This window comes from Rhodococcus sp. 05-2255-3B1, assembly GCF_002258545.1.
Lineage (GTDB): Bacteria > Actinomycetota > Actinomycetes > Mycobacteriales > Mycobacteriaceae > Rhodococcoides.
The window spans coordinates 299250-321309 of sequence record NZ_NOZC01000027.1 but is presented as its reverse complement, the minus strand read 5'-3'; the positions used below and the strand labels follow the sequence as shown (position 1 = coordinate 321309).

Genomic DNA, 22060 nt, shown 5'->3' with positions numbered 1-22060 from the left:
GTGGGGCCCCGGCTGCTGGGCCGGGCCACTCGGCGCTATCTGAAAGTCAGATCGACAAGCGTCTCTCCGGGCTGTTTGGCGACCGCACAACGCTGCTCGAGCACTGGGACGCCCATGCCAGTACTCATCCTGAAGGAGCGACCATTTGTGGCCAGCCGCAACCCTGCCCGCAGGCCTTGGGGATCGTGCAGAAATATCGGTAAAGCCTGCATTTGCAACGGGAGGCGTCACCATGACCGACTGTTGTCACATCGAGCATGACGCGTTCTCCGGGCACCCCTGTTAACAACGACAATCATTGCTGATAACAGATCTTATGTCAGGTCGAAGCTAGGAAGCGTTGTCCGAGAAGGGATTTCGCCGCGGTGATGGCAGCAGCCCCGATGAGCCTCGTCGATGCTGGTGTCCCATCCGACTGACATGCCATGTCGAAGCCGTGACACAGCCGCATTCGGGCCAGCTGTGCAAATCCCACCAGCCTCGATGTGCAGCAAATGCCAGCGCCAGCGGAAACGGTTCTCCTGCAACGGTTCGAGGAATCGATCCGACCTTGCCCAGTGCAGGTTGGCGAGATGCGCCGCTTCGACACACTCCAGAGAGAACCGGGCAGTTCGAGCCTCTACGATGGGGACCGTGGGGTTGCTCAATGAGACACGCTGGTCGGACTCGCCGTGGATCTCGTCGGTGTGGACTAGTCGCAGCGACAACGTCAGCGACATGACGGCTGTCGCATGCGAGACGTGGGGGCTGGTGTTCTGGGAGCAGGACGGAACACGATCGGCAGCGGTTGTCGGCCCCGAAACCCGAACAAGCACGGCCGCGGTACCCGAAGGCGCGCGGTTCACCGGTATCCAGTTCACTGTGGGCACATCTTTGCGCATGGCACCAACACCAATGCTCGTCGATTCCGGTATTGAGTTGCCCGACACCACTACGGCACGGTTTTGGCTCGATGGCACTCGGTGGCAAATTCCTGGCCCCGACGACGCGGAAGCGTTTGTGGCGCGCCTGGTCCGAGACGGAGTTGTCATTGCCGACTCACTGGTGTCCGCATACCTGGCCGGGAACCCAACCTTTGTTGCCAGTCGCACACTCGAACGCCGATTCCGCGCCGCCACAGGTCTCACTCGGGGCGGCCTCGAACAGATCCGACGTGCGCGACGCGCAGCCGAGATGCTCGCAGGACGCAGCGACGTCGCCGGCGTGGTTGCAGCGCTCGGCTATTACGACGAACCGCACCTCGCACGAGGTCTGCGCCGTTTCGTCGGCCGCACCGCGGGGCAACTCCGCGACGGAATCGGTGGCCCGATCGCGCTCGAAGGGTCAGCGAACGACGTCGTAGACGACCTTCATGACCCCGTTGGCGTACGCGGCGGACTCGCGTAGTTCCAGCCGCTGTTCAGGGCGGCGTGAGTGGGCGAACAGATTCTTGCCCGCACCGAGGACGACGGGGAACACAAGCAGGTTGTATCGATCGATCAAGCCTGAATCAGCAAGGCTGCGGGCCAGTTCGCCGCTGCCGTGGATGAAAATTGCACCACCGTCGGTTTTCTTGAGATCGGCTACGTCCTGAGCCGAACGAAGAACAGTGGTCTCGCCCCACCCCTCGACGAGAGCGTCGTCATCGAGCGTCGAGGACACCACGTACTTGGGAAGGTCTCGGTAGCCGGCGTGGTCTTCGGAGTTCACCCAGATCGGCGCGAACGCCTCGTAGCTGCGTCGACCGAACATCAACGCGGTCGTCTCCGAGAGCTCCTCACCCTTCAGGGCGAATGCCTCGGGAACGAAGTCCGTGCGGGCAACCCAACCCCCGCTCGGGTGGCCCTCGGCTTCACCGCCGGGAGAATCCAGCACGCCGTCGACCGACACGAAACCCGTCCATACCAACTCGCGCATCTTGCTCTCCACTTCCTGTGCGGATAAGGCCGCTGATCGGCCGCCCGGACACTTCGTTCGGGCCGGAATCACTGTAGAAGCAAAGAAGGCCACGGTCTTGGACGAAAACGACATCACGCGCGACAAAGTTTGCAGGCATCGACCTGCCGGGCGACAGATCACACGCGTTTCGCCCACCCATGCAGACAGGAGGCAACACGGCGAACGTTAATACTCAAAGTCACCAGCAAACTACCGCATATTGTTGCACCGCAATACTTCTCATTTCACGGACATTATGGGGATTCGCAGTTGTCTCGTCAGCGGGCTGCAGTTCGGCGACTATGGCAACATGGTTGGCTCCCGCACGGGCTCCCCCGCAGGGTCTCCCTCAAGGCCAGTTCCGAGCATGGCTGGAAAAATCGAGGCGAACGGGAGCCGACCACATCTATGGCTAGGCCACCGGTCGGCCGTGCAAGGCTGGGTGCAGTTCACAGTCGGCATTCGTCTTGCGAACAAGCGAATCGGCTCGCGCAGAATGAAAAGCGTTGCTGTGCAAGCTATTTCGTCTGGAGGGCTTTGCGGGCTTTGCGCTCGACGAACAGAGGGACGAAGTCGCGGATGGAGTTGCCCTCGAAGCGGGCGTGCTCGGCGGCGATGGTGCCGTCGATGACCGATGCCGGTACATCGGGGAACAGCGCTGCGAGGCGATCGCGGACGGCATCGATGTGCTCGTGTTCGGTGGTGGTTGTCATTGTTCCAACGATCCGCTCTTCTCGGGGTGAGGTCAACAGGAGTTCCTGCGCTGTCTCGGGGTCGTGCCGTCGGTGCCTACCCCGACATATCGGGAAACCGCGTGTGGAGTGCGTCGAGTTGGCGGTGCAGCTCGTATAACATTTTTCGCTGCGACCGGGCTTCTTCGTTGTGCCAAAGCCGGGCGGTGCCCTGGCCGATACGCCCGGCTGTGTGGGCGAGTTGTTCGGCGTCGTCGACGAGCGCTGAGACGGCGTCGATCTCGACGGTCAACATTGCGGCGAAAACCTGTGCCTGCGCATGATCGGAGCTGTCGGGCTGTCTCCGGGATGCGGCCGGTGACGTCGGCTTCGTGCTGGGTGCGTTCATCTTCCGGTCACCGAAACGTACAGAGTGTCCCGCTCCAGGTGAATGTGCGATGAACTGCGCCGATCCCGTGGCTGTGCCCACTGCGCTCGTGGTGGTCATTGCCCGACCTGTGGTCGGCCGACGGATGCTGCGCTGTGTTCGAGGCGTCGACGGCACACATGCAACAACGCGTCCACGGTCCGGGCATCGAGATCAACCGGCTGCTTCGGGTCGGCCAGCAGGTGCCGCAGCCTGCGGAAATACATCTCCGACGGGACCCCGAATGCGACCATGATGTCCTCGGCGTCGCCACCCCCGTACGGCATCCACTGAAGAGCGAACGCCAGCATCCGATCGCGCTCGTGCGGGGTGTCGGGTGTCGGCGGCATGACTGCAGTATCACCCGGCCCGTCGACCGTCGCACTCGCCGCAAGCAACCGTAAGGCAACCGAAAGGTGAACTCTAACAAACACCCTGAACGGGCCTACACCCCTGGCACGGAACGCCGACGGACACCGAGCCAACTACACCCACGGACCGATCATCGGGTGGACGGATCGACTGTGATGGTTTCGACCGGCACGCACTCGGGGCATCCACACCGATGACTACACCGACCAAATCTTCGCGATCAGCTCCAGATGCGGGCGTAGCACCCGTCGTCGCCTATGTGCGTGCGCAGATCAGTGCCATCCGAGAAGGAGATGCCGCGCTTCGGCGCGGCGAAGATCCGATCCACGCCACACGTGTGGCGATCCGGCGGCTCCGCAGCACCCTACGGGCGTTCGCCGACGCCTTCGACCCGGGCGTCGCCACCGGTCTGGACGAGGAACTGTCCTGGTACGCCGGGATCCTCGGCCATGTCCGCGACCACGAAGTGCAGCGTGCCCGCTTCGCGCAGGCCGTGGCCGATCTCCCCGACGAGTGGGTGCTCGGTCCCGTGGCTGCTGACATCGAGACCACCCTTGCTGCCGAACAGCGCACCTACCGAGCCGACGTCGATACCGTTCTCACCGGTGATCGGTATGCCGCCTTGATCAGCGCCCTCGCCACTCTCGACACCGCGGTGCGGTCACTCTCACGCAGGAACGTGACGTCACTGTCGAACAAGGCCGGCAAGAAGGCCCGCACCCGGCTGAAAGCTGCGATCGCAGGCGAGACCGGCGATGACGAAGCTCTGCACAGAGCCCGTAAAGCGTTCAAGCGTGCGCGGTACGCCGCGGACTGGCGACACCGCTGCTCGGCAAGAAGCACACCAAGAAGACGGTCCGGCGCTACAAACACGTGCAGGAAGTGCTCGGCGAACACCAAGACAGCTTGGTCGCCGCGGAGTTTCTTCGCCGCCTCGGAGCTGCCGCAGGAACCCGACCCGCAGAGAACGGTTTCACGTACGGCCTGCTGTTCGCCCACGAGCAGCAAGCGGCCGGAGCCGCACGACGTCGAGCTCGCACACTGAAGCTTTGAGGTACTCGCCGAGCCGAAGATTGTGGTTCGGGTCGTACGGTGTGCTGGTGGGTCTCGGCCTCGACGGTGGGGTTTGTCCCTGACTCTACGACGGCTGTGACCGCTGCCTTCGATGCCCGTAGCGAAACGCACTGCACCACAAGGTCTCGCACCGAGGAGAGCTGATGTGACCCGACGGAGATGGTTGATCGTGCTGCCTGTGGTGGCAGTTCTGGTCGTGGGTTTGTCTGTCTACTTCTGGCCTGAGCCCTCCCCGAAGGCGGCAATTGCGACGGTGCCGTCGTGTGTCGATGACCGCGAAGTGTCGAGCGGTGTGTTGTCGGGGGCAACGCTGAGCATTCCGCCTCGCCCTGAGTTCGGTTCCCGACCCGCTGGCTTCACGGTCGCGTCGGTGATGGTGTGTGGAAATCCTGGTGAACAGTTGGTCGAGGTGCCGTTCTACGCGGTGCGCCAATTGACATATTCCGGTGACGGCATCGATGAGGTGGCGGAAGCTTTCGCGGCCACGTCGTACCGGTTCCGGGTGTCGATCCTCTACTCGTGTTCGGGTGATTACCTCCCCCCCACCGGTGGTGTGGCTGATCGACGCGTCCGGAGCCGGCTACCGGACACCATTTCCGAAGAATCATTGCGGTAGACCCGACACCGAAGCCCTCGACCACCTTCGCCGGATGGTGCCGCGAACCGATGACCTGATAGCGGTTGATGCCGCAAACAGATGAGTCGGCGGTCTTCGGCGCGAGTAGGAACTGATGGAGCTCCGTCAAGGCACGGCAGGGTTTCCGAGGTATGTCGTGGCGTTGGGGCGTGCCGTTCGGTCGAGCCCGACGAGCTTCGCCGCTGCCGCGGTGAGGCTGGTTTGGAGGCCTTCGGCTTGACCGGTCCAGCGAATGTTTCGTACCTCGGCGATGCGGTCGCGGAGGTTTGCGAAGATGGCGGTCAGCCTCGTTCGAGCGGTCGGGTCGACCTGCTGGCTGGGGCATCGGATGCAGGCATGTTCGTGTTTGCACTGAGTGTTGTAGGGGCGACCGCAGGTTCCGAGTTCGAGCTCGCGATGCTCGAAGTGCTGTTGAAGGTCGTTCCACTCCGCGTCGGTGGGGCTGCGGTGTTCGTCGTCCGGTCGTTGCGCACGGCGGGCGTCGAGCAACGTTCGATAGGAGCGAACGAGCTCCTCGCCGAAGACGGCGGTGTCAATCTGAGTTGTGGAAAGATGCTTGCGCCCGAGCAGTTTTGCGGCGATGTGGATGGGTAGTCCGCTGCCGACCGACTCGGTGGCAAACATGCGACGGAAATCGTGCGCGGTGTAACTGAGCGGTTTGCCCTCGTTGTCGATTATCGCTGTGGCGGAGAAGTTTTGGTTGAGCCACTTTTGAATCAACGTCCGTGCCGGGACCGCCCATTGCCATTCCATTCGATGCTGGAACAGATCCGGTCGCGGAGGATCGGCGATGCGTTCGTGGCCGTCGTATCGCGCGGTCAGGGGCACTGCGCCGTCGTTGGCGGTTCGGCGGCGCGCGATGATCGTTGCGAGCACGCTCGCGAGTTCCGGGCTGACCAGCAGCAGGCGTTCTTCGCCGGTCTTGGACGGGACGATTTGGAGCATGGGCACGATCTCGCCGGTCGATGGCAGCGCGTAGGACACGACTGCGAGGTAGGTGAGTTCGAGGAGTTCCTCCCACACGAATTCCTCTGTGGGAACGTCTCGATGACCGCCCACGCCCAGAATGCGTCGTGCTCTTCTATTTCGATTTCGATGATCTCGCCGGTGTCGAGGACCTCGGCGAGTACCGGTGAACGGGCACTAGTTGTGACAGCCTCGTGACACCGAGCCGCATGCAGAGACAACGATTCAACGCGAAAATCGGCCCTGAGCTGCACGAATGCGAGATGCAACGGACGAGAGGAGCCATCCGCCGCGGATCTGAAATCCGCTGTCTCGGTTGTCCACTCAAATCCGTGGTAGGCCGCTGAAGTCCACGCTACCACCCGAAAAGCACTGTCTCGGTCCAGAAATCTGGATCCATATGGACTCTGGTGCCCCCAGTCGGACTCGAACCGACACTGTGCGAATTTTAAGTCCCTAGAAGTGGATTCACCTGAACTACGTTGGAGTCGATATTTGTTTATTTGCAACACTTTTCGTACATCACCGTCCGGGCCAGTCCATGCCCGAACGTACCGACTTGTGACACTCTCGTGACACCGAACTACCGCCGCCTCTCCGACACCGGACAGTCCCGATCGGTGCCGGACAGCCACGGTATCGGGTGGACGGAAAGCGCCATGCCGCATCGACAGACTGTGCGGACTCGTGGCAACGAGACTCATTCGTCGCAAACCGACATCGGCCTGGGTCAGTAGCCAGGTGCGTCTGTGCGACCCAACCGCAATTCGGTGTCGAGCGGGCGTGTTTCGTCGCTGTCGTTGCGCAGCCTGAATTTCGCCACCCGGCGACCCGCTTGGTCCGTCTTCGTTTTGCGGAGCCGGCCGAGAAAGCCGTCGCGGTGATACTCAGTGACGCCACCTGTCGGCTCACAGGTCGCCCGTACTACGAGTTCGAAAGGCTGTCGCACGGCACGCGCACAAGGGGGCTGTTCGCGCTTTCGGTCCCGAAGCGCTTGGAACTGCCGCCTGGACACACCACACACCACTTCCTTTTGGAGCACCCGCTCTGTTAAAGTGGGCGTATGCCGCGTCCAAGAATTCATGACCTCGACCTACTTCTCGATGCTGCCGAGCAGCTCGCTGTCGAGTCCGGTGCGGCGTCGGTAACTGTGCGCGCACTGTCGGAGGCGACGTCGGTGTCGAACGGAGCGATCTACCACGCGTACGGTTCCCGGGCCGGCCTCGTCGGGAGTGTCTGGCTACGAGCCGCTCAACGATTTCTCGCGCTACAGAGCACGTCAGTCGGTTCCGTTTTCGACACTCATCCGCCGCGTGACGCCTCGGACGCTGTTGTCGCGGCGGCCGATGCCCCAGCAGCCTTCCTGCTCGAATACCCGCAGTCGGGACGATTCCTGTTGGCCGTTCGGCGCAGCGAGCTGATCGGCTCCGACGACATACCAGAGCAAATCGCCGAAAGTCTACGAGCACTCGACACCTCGATAACGGACCTGCTCATTCGGCTCTCGCGCGCAGTGTGGGACCGATCCGACCGAGTCGCGGTCGCGGTCATCCGCGAATGCATCGTCGAGTTGCCCGGCGCGATGCTGCTGCGCGGTGAACGCACACCTGATCCGGCCGTCAGAGAACGTTTGGCTGCCGCTGTCCGTGCCGTCCTGGCAGTCCCCCTTCCTCCGTACACACCGTCACAGACGGCAAACAAGTAAGGAACATTCGACATGACCGCAACAGTGGACATCAGCAACGACATCGCAGTACTCACTCTCGGTGACGACGAAAACCGTTTCTCGCCGGAATGGCTCGAGACCGTCGACACCCACCTGACCGACATCGAGTCCAACGCCCGGGGGCTCATCACGGTCGGGTCCGGCAAGTTCTACTCCAACGGACTCGACCTGGAATGGCTCATGTCCCACGGCGATCGCGCCGAATGGTATGTCGGACAGGTGCAAGCGTTGTTCAACCGGATCCTGACCTTTCCCCTTCCCACTCTCGCTGCCGTGAACGGACACACCTTCGGTGCGGGAGCAATGTTCGCCATCGCGCACGACTACCGCCTCATGCGCGAGGACCGCGGCTACTACTGCTTCCCCGAAGTCGACATCAATATCCCCTTCACTCCCGGCATGGCAGCGCTGATCCAAGCCAAACTCTCCCCGCAAACAGCAACGACGGCAATGACTACCGGACACCGTTACGGTGCCGACGAGGCCGTTGCTGCCGGCCTTGTCGACGGCACCGCCCCCGAGAGCGAACTGATCGCCTCTGCTCTCGATCGCCTGACCCCGATAGCCGGAAAGGACCGCGGCACACTGGGCGCGATCAAGACCACCATGTACGCCTCGGTGTCGACTGCATTGAGCCAGGGCCGCACGGCATGAGCACCGTGACCGAGCACATCGGGGCCAATTTTCGGATCTGGAACTCTTTGCAGCGCATTCCTTTCGGGAACTGGCTCTTCACCCAGGCCCTGTGCTTCAAGGCACCGTACTTCCGAACCGTCCATCCGTTGGTGCTTGAAATGCGACCTGGACTGTGCCGCGTGCAGGCCCCGAACCGCCGTGGAGTCCGCAACCACCTCGGGAGCTACCATGCCATCGCCTCGTGCAACATGGCAGAACTGGCCGCTGGCATGATGACCGACGCCACCGTGCCCTCCACTCACCGCTGGATTCCTGTGGGTATGACCGTCGAATACAAAGCAAAAGCCACCACGGCTGTCACCTCCGTCGCGCGACTGGACCGAATCCCCGAGTTCGCCGATGCACCAACAGAACTGGTTGTGCCAGTGGACGTACTCGACTCCGACGGCGCCGCGTTCGTCACTGCCCGCATCACCATGCGGGTATCGAAAAAGCCTGCACCGTAGCCAATACCGTCGCAATCACGACTGCCGCCGCCTGATTCCGCATAGCGGCTCGCACATCATCGAGTGAATTCACTACCTGCCCCCGGGCATCGCTGTCCACAACAGTGGCACCGCGTGTCACGCACGAGCGCGACGTATCTGAGCTGCACTCCCCTCTGCCGCTGAGCAGTTCCACTTTCGGCGTGCGCATCACCGAGACGAAGGCCCCACCCATGTTCAGTCCACCGAGACCAGTCCGCGTCGCCATCGTCGGTGCCGGACCGGCAGGCATCTATGCCGCCGACGCGCTCATGAAGTCCGACCACAATGTCAGCGGACCGGGCGTGAGCATCGACCTCTTCGAGCGGATGCCTGCACCGTTCGGGCTCATTCGCTACGGCGTGGCCCCCGACCACCCGCGCATCAAGGGCATCATCACCGCCCTGCACAAGGTCCTCGACAAGCCACAGGTCCGGCTGCTCGGCAACATCGACTACGGCACCGACATCAACCTCGATGACCTGCGCCGCTTCTACGACGCCGTCATCTTCTCCACCGGAGCCAACGCAGACCGCGCACTGGACATCCCCGGCATCGACCTCGACGGCAGCTACGGCGCCGCCGACTTCGTCTCCTGGTACGACGGCCACCCCGACGTGCCGCGCACCTGGCCGCTCGAGGCCGAGAAGGTCGCCGTCCTCGGCGTCGGAAACGTCGCCCTCGACGTCGCACGCGTGCTCGCCAAGACCGGCGACGAACTGCTCCCCACCGAGATCCCCGCCAACGTCTACGAGGGCCTCAAGGCCAACAAGGCCCTCGAGGTGCATGTCTTCGGCCGCCGCGGACCGGCTCAGGCCAAGTTCACCCCGTTGGAGCTGCGCGAGCTCGACCACTCACCGAACATCGAGGTCATCGTCTCCCCCGAGGACATCGACTACGACGAAGGCTCCGAGCAGGCCCGGCGTAGCTCGAAGCAGATCGACATGGTCGCCAACACCCTGCAGGACTGGGCCATTCGTGACGTCGGCAGCCGCCCGCACAAGCTGTTCCTGCACTTCTTCGAGTCGCCCAGCGAGGTACTCGGTGAGGACGGCAAGGTCGTCGGTCTGCGTACCGAGCGCACCGAGCTCGACGGCACCGGCAACGTCAAGGGCACCGGCAAGTACAACGACTGGGACGTTCAGGCCGTCTACCGCGCGGTCGGCTACCTCAGCCAGAACATCAGCCAGCTCCCGTTCGACGAGCAGGCAGGCACTCTCCCCAACGAGGCCGGACGCGTCGTCGAGTCCCCGTCGTCCACCACGCCCGTTCCGGCCACGTACGTCACCGGCTGGATCAAGCGCGGACCCGTCGGCCTCATCGGTCACACCAAGGGCGACGCCAACGAGACCGTCGCGAATCTGCTCGAGGATGCGCCGAGCTTCGTCGGTGCGGCCGAACCGGACCTCGACGCCGTCACCTCGTTCCTCGAAGGCAAGCAGGTGCCCTTCACCACGTGGGACGGCTGGTACCGCCTCGACGCGCACGAGCGTTCACTCGGTGAGCCCGAGGGCCGCGAGCGCGTGAAGGTCGTCGAACGCGAGGACATACTGGCCGCATCCCGGGCCTCGGGTGATGCTTCTACGTCACCGCGCGTCTGATGCCGCCGACGTCTCTGGGACTGCCGACCCTCAGGGGTGCCAAGACTGCGCCGGGGTCCGACAGGCCTGCAGCCGATGGGTTGATCGACCGCTTCGGCCGCGTTGCCACCGATCTGAGGATCTCGCTGACCGATCGATGCAATCTGCGGTGTACGTATTGCATGCCCGAGGCGGGCCTCGATTGGCAACCCACCGACGAGCTTCTGTCCACCTCGGAGATGCAGCGGTTGATGCGGATCGCCGTCGAGCATCTCGGTGTCCGAGAGATTCGGTTCACCGGAGGTGAGCCCCTGCTCCGCGCGGACCTGCCCGAACTCGTCGCCTTCGCAGCGGCGCTGGAGCCGAGACCGTCGTTGTCGTTGACCACCAACGGCCTCGGGCTCCACCGCAAAGCGCAGATGCTCGCCGACGCCGGGCTGGACAGGATCAACGTCTCGCTAGACAGTATCGATCGAGACATCTACGCCGCGATCACGCGCCGTGACCGTCTCGACGACGTACTGGCCGGATTGCGCGCAGCACGGGAAGCCGGTCTGACACCGATCAAGATCAACGCCGTGTTGATCCGGGGCATCAACGACATCGGTGTCGGTGATCTTCTGGATTACTGCTTGGAGTCGGACTTCGAGCTTCGCATCATCGAGCAGATGCCGCTCGATGCCGATCACCGCTGGCGGCGCTCGGAGATGATCACGGCGGACGAGATCCACCGGCTGCTTCGAGCCCATCACGACCTGACGGTAGATCCTGCTCCACGTGGCGCTGCTCCGGCGCGGCGATGGCTCGTCGACGGTGGGCCCGCCGCGGTCGGCATCATCGCCTCGGTCACCCAGCCGTTCTGCGGTGACTGCGACCGAAGCCGTCTGACCGCCGACGGTCGAGTGCGAAACTGCCTGTTCGCCGCGCAAGAGACCGACCTCGCGACGCTGCTGCGGCATCCTTCGTCGAGTCCTTCGGTCACAGACGCAGAGATCGCGAGTCGGTGGCGAGAGGCGATGTGGGAGAAGCAACCTGGGCACGGTATCGACGATCCGACGTTCCTTCAGCCGGCGCGGCCGATGAGCGCAATCGGCGGATGACCGGTCACCGGGCTGTCACAGCAATCTCGCGGTGATGGGATGCCCCTCGGGTAGCTCGGTGGTGTCCCGATCGATCCGGACGAGGCAGTCGGCGTCGAGGACACCGCGGAGACCGTGTCGGGCCGGTCCAGTCGCGAGGGTGATCGTTCCGGCGGTATCGCGGCGGGCCAGGTAGATACTGGTTCGTCCGGTCGTCGCGGTGACCGGGTGCGCCAACGGAGCTGTGACAGTGGGGCGCTCGTCGTCGATCATGCCCATTGCCCGGCGCAGCAGCGGGCGGGCGAACAGCTCGAAGGAGACATACGCAGCAAGGGGGTTGCCAGGAAAAGCCAGTACGGTTGCGCCCAGGATCCGTCCGGCACCTTGGGGTTTGCCCGGCGAGAGGGCGACGCCTCCGAAGTGCATCCCCTCGCGGGACTGCAACGCGTGCTTGACGACTTCGTGGTCGCCGGCGCTGATTCCGCCGGTGGTGATCACCACGTCGGCCGCCGCGCAGACTCGGTCCAGGACGAGGCGGAACCGGTGAACCGAGTCCGACACCGACTCGCACGCAACGACGTCCGCGCCGCAGTGGCGGACAGCGGACGCGAGCATCACCGAATTGGACTCGTAGATCTGACCGAAACCCAGGGTGCCCGACGTGTGCGCAATTTCCGTACCTGTGGACACGAGTGCGACCCGAATCCGGCGCCGCACCGGAACGCGGTCTACCCCCACAGCGGCCAGCATCCCGGTGTGCAGCGGCCGTAGGGTCGTCCCTGGTTCGAGCAGGCGGCGACCGGCTTCGATGTCCTCACCGAGCCGACGTATGTTGACGCCGGCACGGGCAAGGTGCGCGAAGAGCGCGTTCTGGCCGCAACGGTCGACCAGCTCGACGGGCACCACGCCCGTTGCGCCCGCCGGGAGCGGCGCGCCGGTCATGATCTTGTCCGTGGTTCCCGGGGCCAACGTCGTCGGTGCCGAGTTGCCCGCAGCGATGTGGCGGCGGACCGGCAGCGAGACCGGTTGGCCGCGGCGGGCACCGGAGATATCTGCCGCATGCACTGCATATCCGTCGACGGCCGAATTGTCGAAGCGCGGCAACGGGTTCGGCGCATCCACCGCTCCCGCCAGGACCAACCCTTCCGCGGCTGCCAGGGTGGCCTGAACATTCGGTGTGTCGGTGACGAGTCCGGCGACGAGTCGGCGGTGATCGTCAACCGACGCTAACGTCGGCTGTGCTGTCACCGGCGCGGCGGCAGTGCGGCGACGAACGGTGCATCGGTGCCGGTGGCACCGAGCTTCGCTGCTCCGCCGGGCGAGCCCATCTGGTCGAAGAAGTCGACGTTGGCGCTGACGTATCCGGTCCACTCCGCGGGAACGTCGTCTTCGAAGAAGATCGCTTCGACTGGGCAGACCGGTTCGCAGGCTCCGCAATCGACGCATTCGTCGGGGTGGATGTAGAGCATCCGATTGCCTTCGTAGATGCAGTCCACGGGGCATTCTTCGATGCATGCTTTGTCGAGGACGTCCACGCACGGCTCGGCGATGATGTACGTCATCGGGCCGCGCCCTCGGCGACCGATTCGATACGGGCGGGCACGTTCTTGTGCCATGGTGTGCCGGCGATCGGGTCACGCCGCCGGGCATCGGTGAGCTGGTTGAGCGGGACCCCGGTGACCGGTTCGCCGCCATCGCCGGATGGATCACCGGTGGTGTCCAAACCGAAACCGTTCGGCAGCGCGGCATGCCCGGACTGCATCCGATCGTCGATCTCGATCTCCGCCGTTGCGGTTCCCCGTGCGGTCACTATGCGCGCGAGCGATCCGGTGTCCAATCCGAGGTTCGAGGCGTCGACGGAACAGATGCGCAGTGCACCCTTCTTGTCCTTCATCCGCCAGCTGTCGTCGTGAATGATGGTGTTGGCGGTGAACGCTCGGCGCTGTCCGGCGGCCAGAACGAACGGATAGTCCTCACTCGTCTGCAGTGCGTCTGCGGCGTCGAGGCCGTCGAGTATGCCGAGTAGCTCCGGGATCAGCAAGGGAAAGCGCTTGTCCTCGTGTGGAAGATAGCCCCACGCTTCGGCTTGGGTGTTCTCGGTGAATACGTCACCGGACCGGCCTGCGACGATCGCGTCGAACAGTGCATCGGCATTGGCGTGACCGGCCCGCTTCATCGCTTCCGGGTGCGATCGAGCGGTGCCTTGAGCCAGTGCCCACAGCACCGCGGCGGCTTTGGCACCGTCCGGCAGTGTCGGGCCGAGCGTCTCGTACAGCAGATACGGGGCCATGCGGACGGTGTTCTTGTCGATCGCTGCGAGGGCGGCGAATGCGAGTTTGAACGGCGTTCGGCCCAGTTTGGCGGCGACGCGCAGCACCGCGAGACTGCGCGCGTCGACCGCGCCGAGTGCGCGAGTGAGGCGGGCATAGATTTCCGGTTCGGGCAACGTTCCTGGCAAGGGATCGAGGACAGGGGCCCGCAGGTGGAAGGAGTTGGAGGGGAAATGGAAGTTGAAGAAGGTGGCCTCGTACTTCTCGTACTGTGAGGCAGCAGGAAGCACGTAGTCGGCGTAGCGACCTGTCTCGGTGAGGGTCACGTCGATGACGACGACGAGATCCAACGCATCCAATGCCTCGCGGAAGGTCTTGGAGTCGGCCAGCGAATGCGCCGGGTTCGACGATTCGATCAACATCGCCCGGAAGCGATCGGGGTGATCGGTGAGGATCTCCTCGGCGATGACGTTCGCCGGTACCAACCCGGCGGGCATGCGGGCACCGGTGACCGGAGTGGTCCTGACGGACGTGGTGTATTGACCGAGCGGGAACATCGCGGAATGTGGTTGCATCGCACCTTTTTTCGCGAAGTTCCCGGTCAACAGCCAGATCAGTTTGTTCAGATACGAGATGAGAGTGCTGTTCGGGCTCTGCTGCACACCGAGGTCTTCGTAGGTCGAGACGCTCTCGGCTGCGCCGATGCGACGGGCTGCTCGGCGCAGTAAGTCTTCCTCGACGCCGCACACGGTCGCGTACTCGGCGATGTCGATAGCGTTCAGACTTGGTGCGAGCTGCCCGAAATCGCGGGTGTGGTCGGTGATGAAGGCCTGATCGAGTAGATCTTCTTCGACCAGGATCGCCAGCAGCGCGGCCAGACACCATGCGTCGGTGCCAGGCTTGACCTGCAGGTGGAAGTCTGCGAGGTCGGCGGTTTCGGTGCGGATCGGATCGACGACGATCATGCTACGAGCCGGGTCCTTGTTGATTTCTTTCAGAATGGTGCGCGCCCGCGAGACTCCGTGGCTTTGAAAGGGATTCTTGCCCATGAAGATCGAGACCTCAGCGTGCTCGAAATCGCCGTGGGTGTGTCCACCGGTGAAGTGCGCATCGACCCACGCTTCGCCGGTCTTTTCCTGAGCGAGTGGGTTCGAGCGATACTTGGATCCGAGGGCGCGCAGGAACGGTCCTGCGTATGCCCCACCGAGGTGGTTGCCCTGCCCTCCCCCTCCTTGGAAGAAGATCTTGTCGCCGCCGTGGGTGTCGCGGATTGCGGCGAAACGCTGCGCCACCTCACGAATAGCAGTGTCCCAGTCGATTTCGGTGAACGACCCATCCGACTCGCGCCGCAGCGGAGTGGTCAGACGCCTGCTTCCGTTCTGATAGTGATCGAGCTTGAGCGCCTTGTTGCAGGTGTAACCGTGCGTCGAGACGTGGTCTTTGTCGCCCCGTATCTTGAGGAACTTTCGATCACCTTGGGCGGGGTCTGTGAGAATCTGTACACCGCAGTTGTTTTCGCACAGGATGCACGCCGTCTTGTGCCAGGTGCCGGTCTCGGTGCTGGTGTTGATTGCCATGCGCTTCCCATTCGTTGTTAGAGCGTCCGTTCCGATTCCCCGCCGCGTGCCGGTGAGTGGTCCGCGTCTCGACGGTAGCAGAGCGCTCGCTCTGTAACAATGGTAGCGCCCACTTCACATGGTCAGCGTGCAGGCAGAGCACCGTCGAACACGGCACCGGCCGCTCGCGACCGTGGGCGACCCCGGCAACTGCGGCGCGTTCAGGCAGCCAGAACCGGGATTCCGTTCGACCTGCGCGGCAATCGTCCGGCGGTGTTTCGCTCCGGCTCTGCCGACATGCCTGCGCAGACCTAACCCGTGTTGCCCAGGATCAGGCAGGTTGTGGTCGCATGCGCGATCAGGCGGTCCCGGTCATCGCGGACCGACCCCTCGGCAGTCGCCGTTGTCCTACCGGCGTGAATGACCGACCCACGGGCCGTGAGCGCTCGATGGTCGGTGGATACCGAGCGGATGTAGTTCACCTTGAGTTCTAGGGTGGTGTAGCCGACCCCTGCAGCGAGTGTGGTGTGGACGGCGCAGCCCATCACCGAATCCAAGAGCGTCGCAGCGATTCCCCCGTGCACGGTGCCGAGAGGATTTGCGAAGTCCGGTTGCGTGGTCAGCTCCATCGAGACTCGACCGTGTTCGATATCGATAAAGGTCATGCCCAACAGGCGTCCGATCGACGGAATGTCCTCGGTCCGTTGGTCTCTGGCCCACCGTAGGAGCTCGAGCCCCGTTAGTTCCGCGAAGTTCGTAGTAGTCATGCCTACCTCAGATGACGAGTCGGACGAGTCGATACCCCTGTGTTTACCAGACCCGGATTACACCCCGAACATATCAGAGCGATCGCTCTGAAATGGCAGCCGTGACGCACCGAACACCCAGGGGGACGACCCGATCTCGTTCACTCGGTCCAGTAGGGCGTTCTGGTTGCTTGCGGTGGTCGGGCTGGTCGCATGTCCATAAGCGGCAACATGGAGCAGGTCGCCGACATGGCCGCAGCGTCGAACTGCGCTGAGCTGGCGTTTCCAACGAGTCGGTGCGCGAAACGCAATTTACGTAGGCGACTTCCGAGAATGCTTCGTCAGGGCGTAGCTCTCGTCATATCACCCGCCTACCTGCCAAACCTGTTTCAGCACAATGTTTTCGATAAGAGGAATTGAGAGGTCGCTTGTCTCGAACAGGTTGGACAGCCCCAGTTGTGACAGCCTCGTGACAACGAGACACCTGCGAGACCACCAATCGACACGAAACCCAGCCCTGAGCTGCAAGAATACGAAGGTGCTTCGCCGAATAAAGCGCATCCCGCGCGGATCTGAAATCCGCTGTCTCGGTTGTCCACTCAAATCCGTGGTAGACCACCGAAGTCCACGCTACCACCTGAAAAGCACTGTCCTGGTCCAGAAATCTGGATCCATATGGACTCCGGTGCCCCCAGTCGGACTCGAACCGACACTGTGCGGATTTTAAGTCCGCTGCCTCTGCCAATTGGGCTATAGGGGCCACCGCTGAACTATCGCTCCAGCGGTGACGATCATATCGGGCTGCTACTGGGCCGGAATGACCGGCGGCACGAAGTCGAAGGTCATACCGAGGAGCCACACGAGCAGCAGGACCACCGGAAAGTGAAAGATGAACTGCAAGAACGTGAATCCGATCAGGTCGCGCGCTCGCAGACCCAGAACCGCCAGCAGCGGCAGCATGAAGAACGGATTGATCAGGTTCGGCAGGGCCTCGGCCACGTTGTAGATCTGGACGGTCCAGCCGAGGTTCATCTGCACGTCGGTGGCCGATTGCATCACGTACGGCGCTTCGACGAGCCACTTCCCGCCACCGGAGGGAACGAACAGTCCGAGTACGACGGTATAGATCGCGATGACCACAGCGAATCCGCCGCCACTGCCGATGTCGGTGAAGAAATTCGCGAGGTGCTCGGAGATCGTGACGCCTCCCCTGCCCTCCGCTTTGGTCAGCATGGCCGCCATCGCGGCGTAGAGCGGGAACTGCACCAGGATCCCAGCGGTCGCGGGAACTGCCTTGCTGACCGAATCGAGGAAGCGACGCGGGGTGCCGTGCAGCACCAACCCGAGCATGAGGAACACCAACAAATATCCGTTGAGGCTGCTCACCACAGACAGCACTGGCAGCGTCAACAGCTGGGAGACAAGCCATCCCAGGGTCATTGCGCCGACGAAGAGCGGAAGAACTCTGCTGTACTCGAGCCACTCGCCCGGTCGACTGCGCGGAGCGGGCTCGGCGACGGTGTCGTCGAGATCGACCTTCATGTCTGCGGCAGTCTTGATCGCGGCACCCTTTGGGGCGGACACGTGCGCGATGACGACCGTCAGAACGATGATGATCACGCACATCAGCAACGACTGCCACGTGAAGATGGTGGTTCCGAAGTCGAGTACACCGGTGACCGAAAGCAGCGTCGCCGGAAGCGAACTTGCCGTCGCCTGCAACTGCGCGGCCGAGGAAGACATTCCCAGCGCCCACACGGCCCCGAGTCCCATGAACGCCGCAGCCCCCAGTGCTCGGTAGTCCGTCCTCAGATCGTCCCGCCGCGCGATGGCTCGGGCGAGCAGACCGGCGAACACCAAGCTCAGACCCCAGTTCAGGAACGACACCGAGCAGGACAGCAGTGCCACGAAACTGACTGCGCTGCTTGAGCTCTTGGGCACCTGCGCCAACCGCGTGATCAATCTGGCGACCGGTGGAGAGGTGGCCACGACGTAGCCGGTGAGAACGACCATCGCCATCTGCAGGGTGAAGGCGGTCAGGTCCCAGAAGCCGTTTCCGAACGCGTCGACCACATTCTGCGGAGACGACCCGTTCGCGAACGCAGCGACAGCCACGACCACCACACCGACCAGAGCGAAGATGTACGCGTCGGGAAACCACTTCTCGGTCCCCTTGGCGAGCGCTTGCGCTACGCGGGCCAGCCCTTTCTCGGCCGGTGCCTGGTCGGCCGCAGCCTGTTCGGCGGGTGACGTCATCGGTGGTCCTCACCTCGAAGGGAGCCGTGACGTGGGCCACAGCACCTGTAAGGCTTCACCGAATGACGCAGCGATGCAACCGACATCGCCGCAGACCGCCTCTGCAGAAATGCAGATCAGATCTTGATGGACATCGCGATGCCGTCGAGGATGTCGTGCTCACTGACCGTCAACGAGCTCACGGCACCGCGTCGCTCGAACTCCTCAGCCAAGACGCTGCACACAATTGCACCGCCGCCGATGACGTCGACCCGTCCGGGGTGCATGGGGCCCAACGCGCTTCGCTGCGTATGCGTCATGCCGATCAGTCGCTCGCACACCTCGAAGAGCTGATCGAACGGCACTCGCGAAAGATGCACGGCGTCGGCGTCGTACTCGGGCAGTTCCTTGGCGATGGCCGCGATGGTCGTCATCGTGCCGGCCACCCCCACCCAGCTCGACGCGTCACCGATCGACACTTCCTCGAACGCCTCCGCCAACTTCTCGCGGGCGTACTCACGCGCACCGTTGATCTCGTCGACAGTGGGTGGGTCACTGTGCAGGAACCGTTCGGTGAGGCGTACGCAGCCGATGTTGGCCGAGAACGCGGACTTGACGCCCTTGGCGTCGCCCAGCACGAGCTCGGTGGAACCGCCACCCAGATCGACGACCAGGAAAGGCCCTGCCGCAGGGTCGAGTTCACCGACTGCACCGGCGAACGACAGTCGCGCTTCCTCGTCGCCGGTGATCACTTCGGCCTCGGCACCGGGGATGACGTTGCCGAGCACCTCACGCACCATCGAGAAGAAGTCCTCTCGATTGGATGCATCCCGAGTGGCCGAGGTGGCGACCATCCGCACTGCTGTGGCCCCGGTCTTGCGAATGATCTCCGCGTACTCGACCAATGCCACGCGGGTGCGCTCGATCGCCTCGGGTACGAATGCTCCGGTGGCATCGACGCCTTGCCCGAGCCGTACCACTCGCATCTCGCGAGCGACGTCGGCGAGCGACTTACCGTTGTTGTCTGCGACGAGCAGGCGGATCGAGTTGGTGCCGCAATCGATTGCTGCAACCCTGGTCATTGCTTCTCCGCACGTAGTTCTTCGATGGTCGGCCAATCGGCCGGAATTGCCTTGCCGCGCAACGAGTTCTCCGCTGCCAACGCAACCGACTCGTCACCCAGCGGGTTGACGCCCGGGCCCTTGGCCAACGAATGCGCGATGAGCACGTGCAGGCACTTGACGCGATCGGGCATACCGCCGCCGGTGAAATCCGTTCCGAGAGATTCGATCTCGTCACGCTCGGCCAGATACGACTGATGGGCGCGCAAGTATGCCGCGGCCAGTTCGGGATCGGTACCGAGACGCTCGGTCATCTCCCGCATCACCCCGGCCGATTCCTGTCGACTGGCCTCGGCCGTCAGCCGCGGATCCGTCAGATAGAACAGAGTGGGAAAAGGCGTGCCGTCGGGCAACTTCGGGGCGGTTTTCACCACACCCGGCCTGCCGTCCGGAGATCGGTACGCGATCTCGAGTACGCCACGCGGTTCACGTCCGAGCTGCGCTGCGACCGCATCGAGATCTTCCTGCGAGACTGCCGAGGAATTCACCCGACCGGTCCTCCTTCTGGTTCTGGCACCGCCGGCGCGGCCGGTGCAGGTTCTGGCTGTACGAGTGGCATGGGTGCGGACGTCGGCTCCGGGGGTTCGTTCGATCCCTGCGGCTGGACGGCGGTGTTCCACAGTTCGGTGAACCACGGTCCCGTCGGCGTGTTGTCCACGGCGAGGTCCGCGGAGCTCGGCGAGTAATCGCCGGGCAACTGCACCTGATACGGCGTCTCCCCCGGCATGACGAAACGCAGCCGTTCGCGAGCGTCGGCCGCAATGCGCGACGGCTCGTCGAGCTGCGACTTCTGCGTCTGGAGCGCGTCCACCTCGTCCTGCAGGGTCTGACGCTCGGCCAACACGGACTCGAGTTCACTGCGTTGCGAGAAATACGTGCGCAGCGGCACGGCCAGCGTCAACGCCAGCGCGCACACCACGACGCCGAGGATGACGGCTCGGCCGGTGGACAGTCCGAAGAACGTCCGCTCGGGCATCTTGGGTCGACGAACACCGACGCGCCGGGGCGCGGCCTTGCCGCCGACCACGGCGTCGCGCGCCTGATCCGAGGGTTCCGGTGGGGTGGCCTGCCGGCCGGAGGCGTTCTCCTCGCGAGAGACGCCCCCGGCCTTGGACCGACTCGATGTGGAGGACCGGCCGCGGGGTCGGGGATCACGTCCACCTGGACTGGTCCCGGACCTGCCGCGCCGTGCCATCATTCACTCTCCACTTCGTGCCATACGTGCCTGTTCGCTATCCCTCGTAATTGAACCGGGGGAAAGACAACTCGCCGGCGTAACGCGCCGCGTCGCCCAGAGCTTCTTCGATACGCAGCAACTGGTTGTACTTGGCCACGCGCTCGCTTCGAGCCGGAGCACCGGTCTTGATCTGGCCGCTGCCGACAGCAACTGCCAGGTCAGCGATGGTGGTGTCCTCGGTCTCACCGGACCGGTGGCTCATCATCGTCTTGTAGCCGTTACGGTGCGCGAGATCGACGGCGTCGAGGGTCTCGGTGAGCGTGCCGATCTGGTTGACCTTGACCAGCAGCGCGTTGGCCGCACCCTTGACGATGCCGTCTTCGAGACGCTCGGGGTTGGTGACGAACAGATCGTCGCCGACGAGCTGAACCTTGTCGCCGATCGACTCGGTGAGGGCAACCCAGCCGTCCCAGTCGTTCTCGTCGAGCGGATCCTCGATGGAGACCAGCGGGTAGGCGTCGACGAGCTCACCGTAGAAGGCCGACATCTGCTCGGCGGACTTGGTCTCGCGCTCGAAGGCGTAGCCGGTGCCCGCGGTGTAGAACTCGGTGGCCGCAACGTCGAGCGCGAGGGCGACGTCCTGTCCGGGCTTGAGGCCGGTCTTGCCGATCGCCTCGAGGATCAGGTCGAGGGCAGCCTTGGTGCCGGCGAGGTCGGGAGCGAAGCCACCCTCGTCACCGAGGCCGGTGGACAGACCCTTGGCCTTGAGTACGGACTTGAGTGCGTGGTAGACCTCGGCACCCCAGCGCAGCGATTCCTTGAACGTGGGCGCACCGATCGGCGCGATCATGAATTCCTGCACGTCGACGCCACTGTCTGCGTGTGCGCCACCGTTGATGATGTTCATCATCGGGACCGGCAGGATGTGGGCGTTCGGGCCGCCGAGGTAGCGGAAGAGCTCGAGGCCGGTGGACTCGGCCGCGGCCTTGGCGACGGCGAGCGAGACACCCAGCAGGGAGTTCGCGCCGAGGCGAGACTTGTCGGGCGTGCCGTCCAGATCCAGCAGGGCCTGGTCGACGGTGCGCTGCTCGATGGCGTCGAGGCCGATGACCGCCGGTGCGATCTCGTCGAGGACCGCGTTGACTGCCTTCTCGACGCCCTTGCCGCCGTAGCGGTCTCCGCCGTCACGAAGCTCGACGGCCTCGTGCTCACCGGTGGATGCGCCGGAGGGAACGGCTGCACGGGTCAACGTCCCGTCGTCCAATGCGACCTCGACCTCAACCGTGGGGTTGCCACGGGAATCGAGGATCTCGCGAGCTCCGACCTGCTCAATGATGGCCACGAAT

General features: G+C 63.7%; 20 protein-coding genes, 1 tRNA gene and 1 pseudogene. 7 read left to right on the top strand and 15 right to left on the bottom strand.

The genetic code is table 11. The features are described 5' to 3' along the window. The first annotated feature begins 717 nt into the window (after nt 1–717). Nucleotides 718–1386 (top strand): helix-turn-helix domain-containing protein, encoded by a 669-nt coding sequence (locus CH249_RS16290; RefSeq protein WP_256981016.1) that lies wholly within the window; start codon nt 718–720, stop codon nt 1384–1386. On the opposite strand, the gene CH249_RS16285 is transcribed toward CH249_RS16290, so the two are convergent. The 4 genes from CH249_RS16285 to CH249_RS16270 all read right to left on the bottom strand — a co-directional run bounded on the left by CH249_RS16285 (nt 1324) and on the right by CH249_RS16270 (nt 3365). Next, nucleotides 1324–1896: a dihydrofolate reductase family protein gene (locus CH249_RS16285; protein ID WP_094645804.1), complete on the bottom strand. Its 573-nt coding sequence runs from the start codon at nt 1894–1896 to the stop codon at nt 1324–1326. The genes CH249_RS16290 and CH249_RS16285 overlap by 63 nt on opposite strands. A gap of 539 nt (nt 1897–2435) precedes the next feature. Beyond that, nucleotides 2436–2630 (bottom strand): three-helix bundle dimerization domain-containing protein, encoded by a 195-nt coding sequence (locus tag CH249_RS16280; RefSeq protein WP_094645594.1) that lies wholly within the window; start codon nt 2628–2630, stop codon nt 2436–2438. Between the two features lie 76 nt (nt 2631–2706). Continuing rightward, nucleotides 2707–2997, bottom strand: coding sequence for a hypothetical protein (locus tag CH249_RS16275; protein WP_143544503.1), 291 nt, complete (start codon nt 2995–2997; stop codon nt 2707–2709). A 95-nt stretch (nt 2998–3092) separates the two neighbouring features. After that, nucleotides 3093–3365, bottom strand: coding sequence for a hypothetical protein (locus CH249_RS16270; protein WP_256981017.1), 273 nt, complete (start codon nt 3363–3365; stop codon nt 3093–3095). Nucleotides 3366–3580: 215 nt separating this feature from the next. On the opposite strand from CH249_RS16270, the pseudogene CH249_RS16265 reads away from it, so the two are divergent. Next, nucleotides 3581–4440: pseudogene (locus CH249_RS16265) on the top strand (CHAD domain-containing protein). 763 nt (nt 4441–5203) lie between these two features. Here CH249_RS16265 and CH249_RS16255 read toward each other — a convergent pair. Continuing rightward, complete coding sequence (locus tag CH249_RS16255; protein ID WP_218828425.1) at nt 5204–6121, bottom strand: site-specific integrase; 918 nt, start codon at nt 6119–6121, stop codon at nt 5204–5206. Nucleotides 6122–7127: 1006 nt separating this feature from the next. Here CH249_RS16255 and CH249_RS16250 point away from each other — a divergent pair. The 5 genes from CH249_RS16250 to moaA all read left to right on the top strand — a co-directional run bounded on the left by CH249_RS16250 (nt 7128) and on the right by moaA (nt 11630). Next, nucleotides 7128–7769, top strand: a complete 642-nt coding sequence (locus CH249_RS16250) for a TetR/AcrR family transcriptional regulator (RefSeq protein WP_094645597.1) — start codon at nt 7128–7130, stop codon at nt 7767–7769. Nucleotides 7770–7781: 12 nt separating this feature from the next. Next, entirely contained in the window at nt 7782–8444 is a 663-nt protein-coding gene (locus tag CH249_RS16245; RefSeq protein ID WP_094645598.1) for an enoyl-CoA hydratase/isomerase family protein, read from the top strand. Further along, nucleotides 8441–8932: a hotdog fold domain-containing protein gene (locus tag CH249_RS16240; RefSeq protein WP_094683271.1), complete on the top strand. Its 492-nt coding sequence runs from the start codon at nt 8441–8443 to the stop codon at nt 8930–8932. The genes CH249_RS16245 and CH249_RS16240 overlap by 4 nt, the downstream gene beginning before the upstream one ends. 212 nt (nt 8933–9144) lie before the next feature. Continuing rightward, nucleotides 9145–10551: an FAD-dependent oxidoreductase gene (locus tag CH249_RS16235; RefSeq protein WP_094683341.1), complete on the top strand. Its 1407-nt coding sequence runs from the start codon at nt 9145–9147 to the stop codon at nt 10549–10551. After that, nucleotides 10551–11630 carry a GTP 3',8-cyclase MoaA gene (gene moaA, locus CH249_RS16230; protein ID WP_094683270.1) on the top strand — a complete coding sequence of 360 codons (1080 nt, stop codon included), beginning with the start codon at nt 10551–10553 and terminating at the stop codon, nt 11628–11630. Before CH249_RS16235 ends, moaA begins: the two co-directional genes overlap by 1 nt. Nucleotides 11631–11645: 15 nt before the next feature. Here moaA and glp read toward each other — a convergent pair whose 3' ends face one another. From glp to eno, 10 genes are all read right to left on the bottom strand, one after another. Further along, entirely contained in the window at nt 11646–12857 is a 1212-nt protein-coding gene (gene glp / locus CH249_RS16225; protein ID WP_179273275.1) for a gephyrin-like molybdotransferase Glp, read from the bottom strand. Then, nucleotides 12854–13171, bottom strand: a complete 318-nt coding sequence (fdxA, locus tag CH249_RS16220; RefSeq protein WP_094645601.1) for a ferredoxin — start codon at nt 13169–13171, stop codon at nt 12854–12856. The genes glp and fdxA overlap by 4 nt, the downstream gene beginning before the upstream one ends. After that, nucleotides 13168–15456, bottom strand: coding sequence for a molybdopterin-dependent oxidoreductase (locus CH249_RS16215; RefSeq protein ID WP_094683268.1), 2289 nt, complete (start codon nt 15454–15456; stop codon nt 13168–13170). The genes fdxA and CH249_RS16215 overlap by 4 nt, the downstream gene beginning before the upstream one ends. 290 nt (nt 15457–15746) lie before the next feature. After that, nucleotides 15747–16202 (bottom strand): PaaI family thioesterase, encoded by a 456-nt coding sequence (locus CH249_RS16210; RefSeq protein ID WP_094645603.1) that lies wholly within the window; start codon nt 16200–16202, stop codon nt 15747–15749. Nucleotides 16203–16867: 665 nt separating this feature from the next. Next, nucleotides 16868–16941: transfer RNA gene (locus CH249_RS16200), tRNA-Leu, on the bottom strand. Nucleotides 16942–16985: 44 nt separating this feature from the next. Then, nucleotides 16986–18437, bottom strand: coding sequence for a short-chain fatty acid transporter (locus CH249_RS16195; RefSeq protein WP_045196370.1), 1452 nt, complete (start codon nt 18435–18437; stop codon nt 16986–16988). 116 nt (nt 18438–18553) lie between these two features. Then, on the bottom strand, nt 18554–19498 hold the full coding sequence (locus CH249_RS16190; RefSeq protein WP_094683266.1) for a Ppx/GppA phosphatase family protein: 945 nt from the start codon (nt 19496–19498) through the stop codon (nt 18554–18556). Continuing rightward, nucleotides 19495–20025, bottom strand: a complete 531-nt coding sequence (locus tag CH249_RS16185) for a DUF501 domain-containing protein (RefSeq protein ID WP_032395686.1) — start codon at nt 20023–20025, stop codon at nt 19495–19497. Before CH249_RS16185 ends, CH249_RS16190 begins: the two co-directional genes overlap by 4 nt. Next, nucleotides 20022–20735: a septum formation initiator family protein gene (locus CH249_RS16180; protein WP_230596801.1), complete on the bottom strand. Its 714-nt coding sequence runs from the start codon at nt 20733–20735 to the stop codon at nt 20022–20024. Before CH249_RS16180 ends, CH249_RS16185 begins: the two co-directional genes overlap by 4 nt. 34 nt (nt 20736–20769) lie before the next feature. After that, a complete protein-coding gene (gene eno / locus CH249_RS16175; protein ID WP_008718800.1) occupies nt 20770–22056 on the bottom strand; it encodes a phosphopyruvate hydratase in 1287 nt (428 codons plus the stop codon). Nucleotides 22057–22060 lie beyond the last annotated feature (4 nt).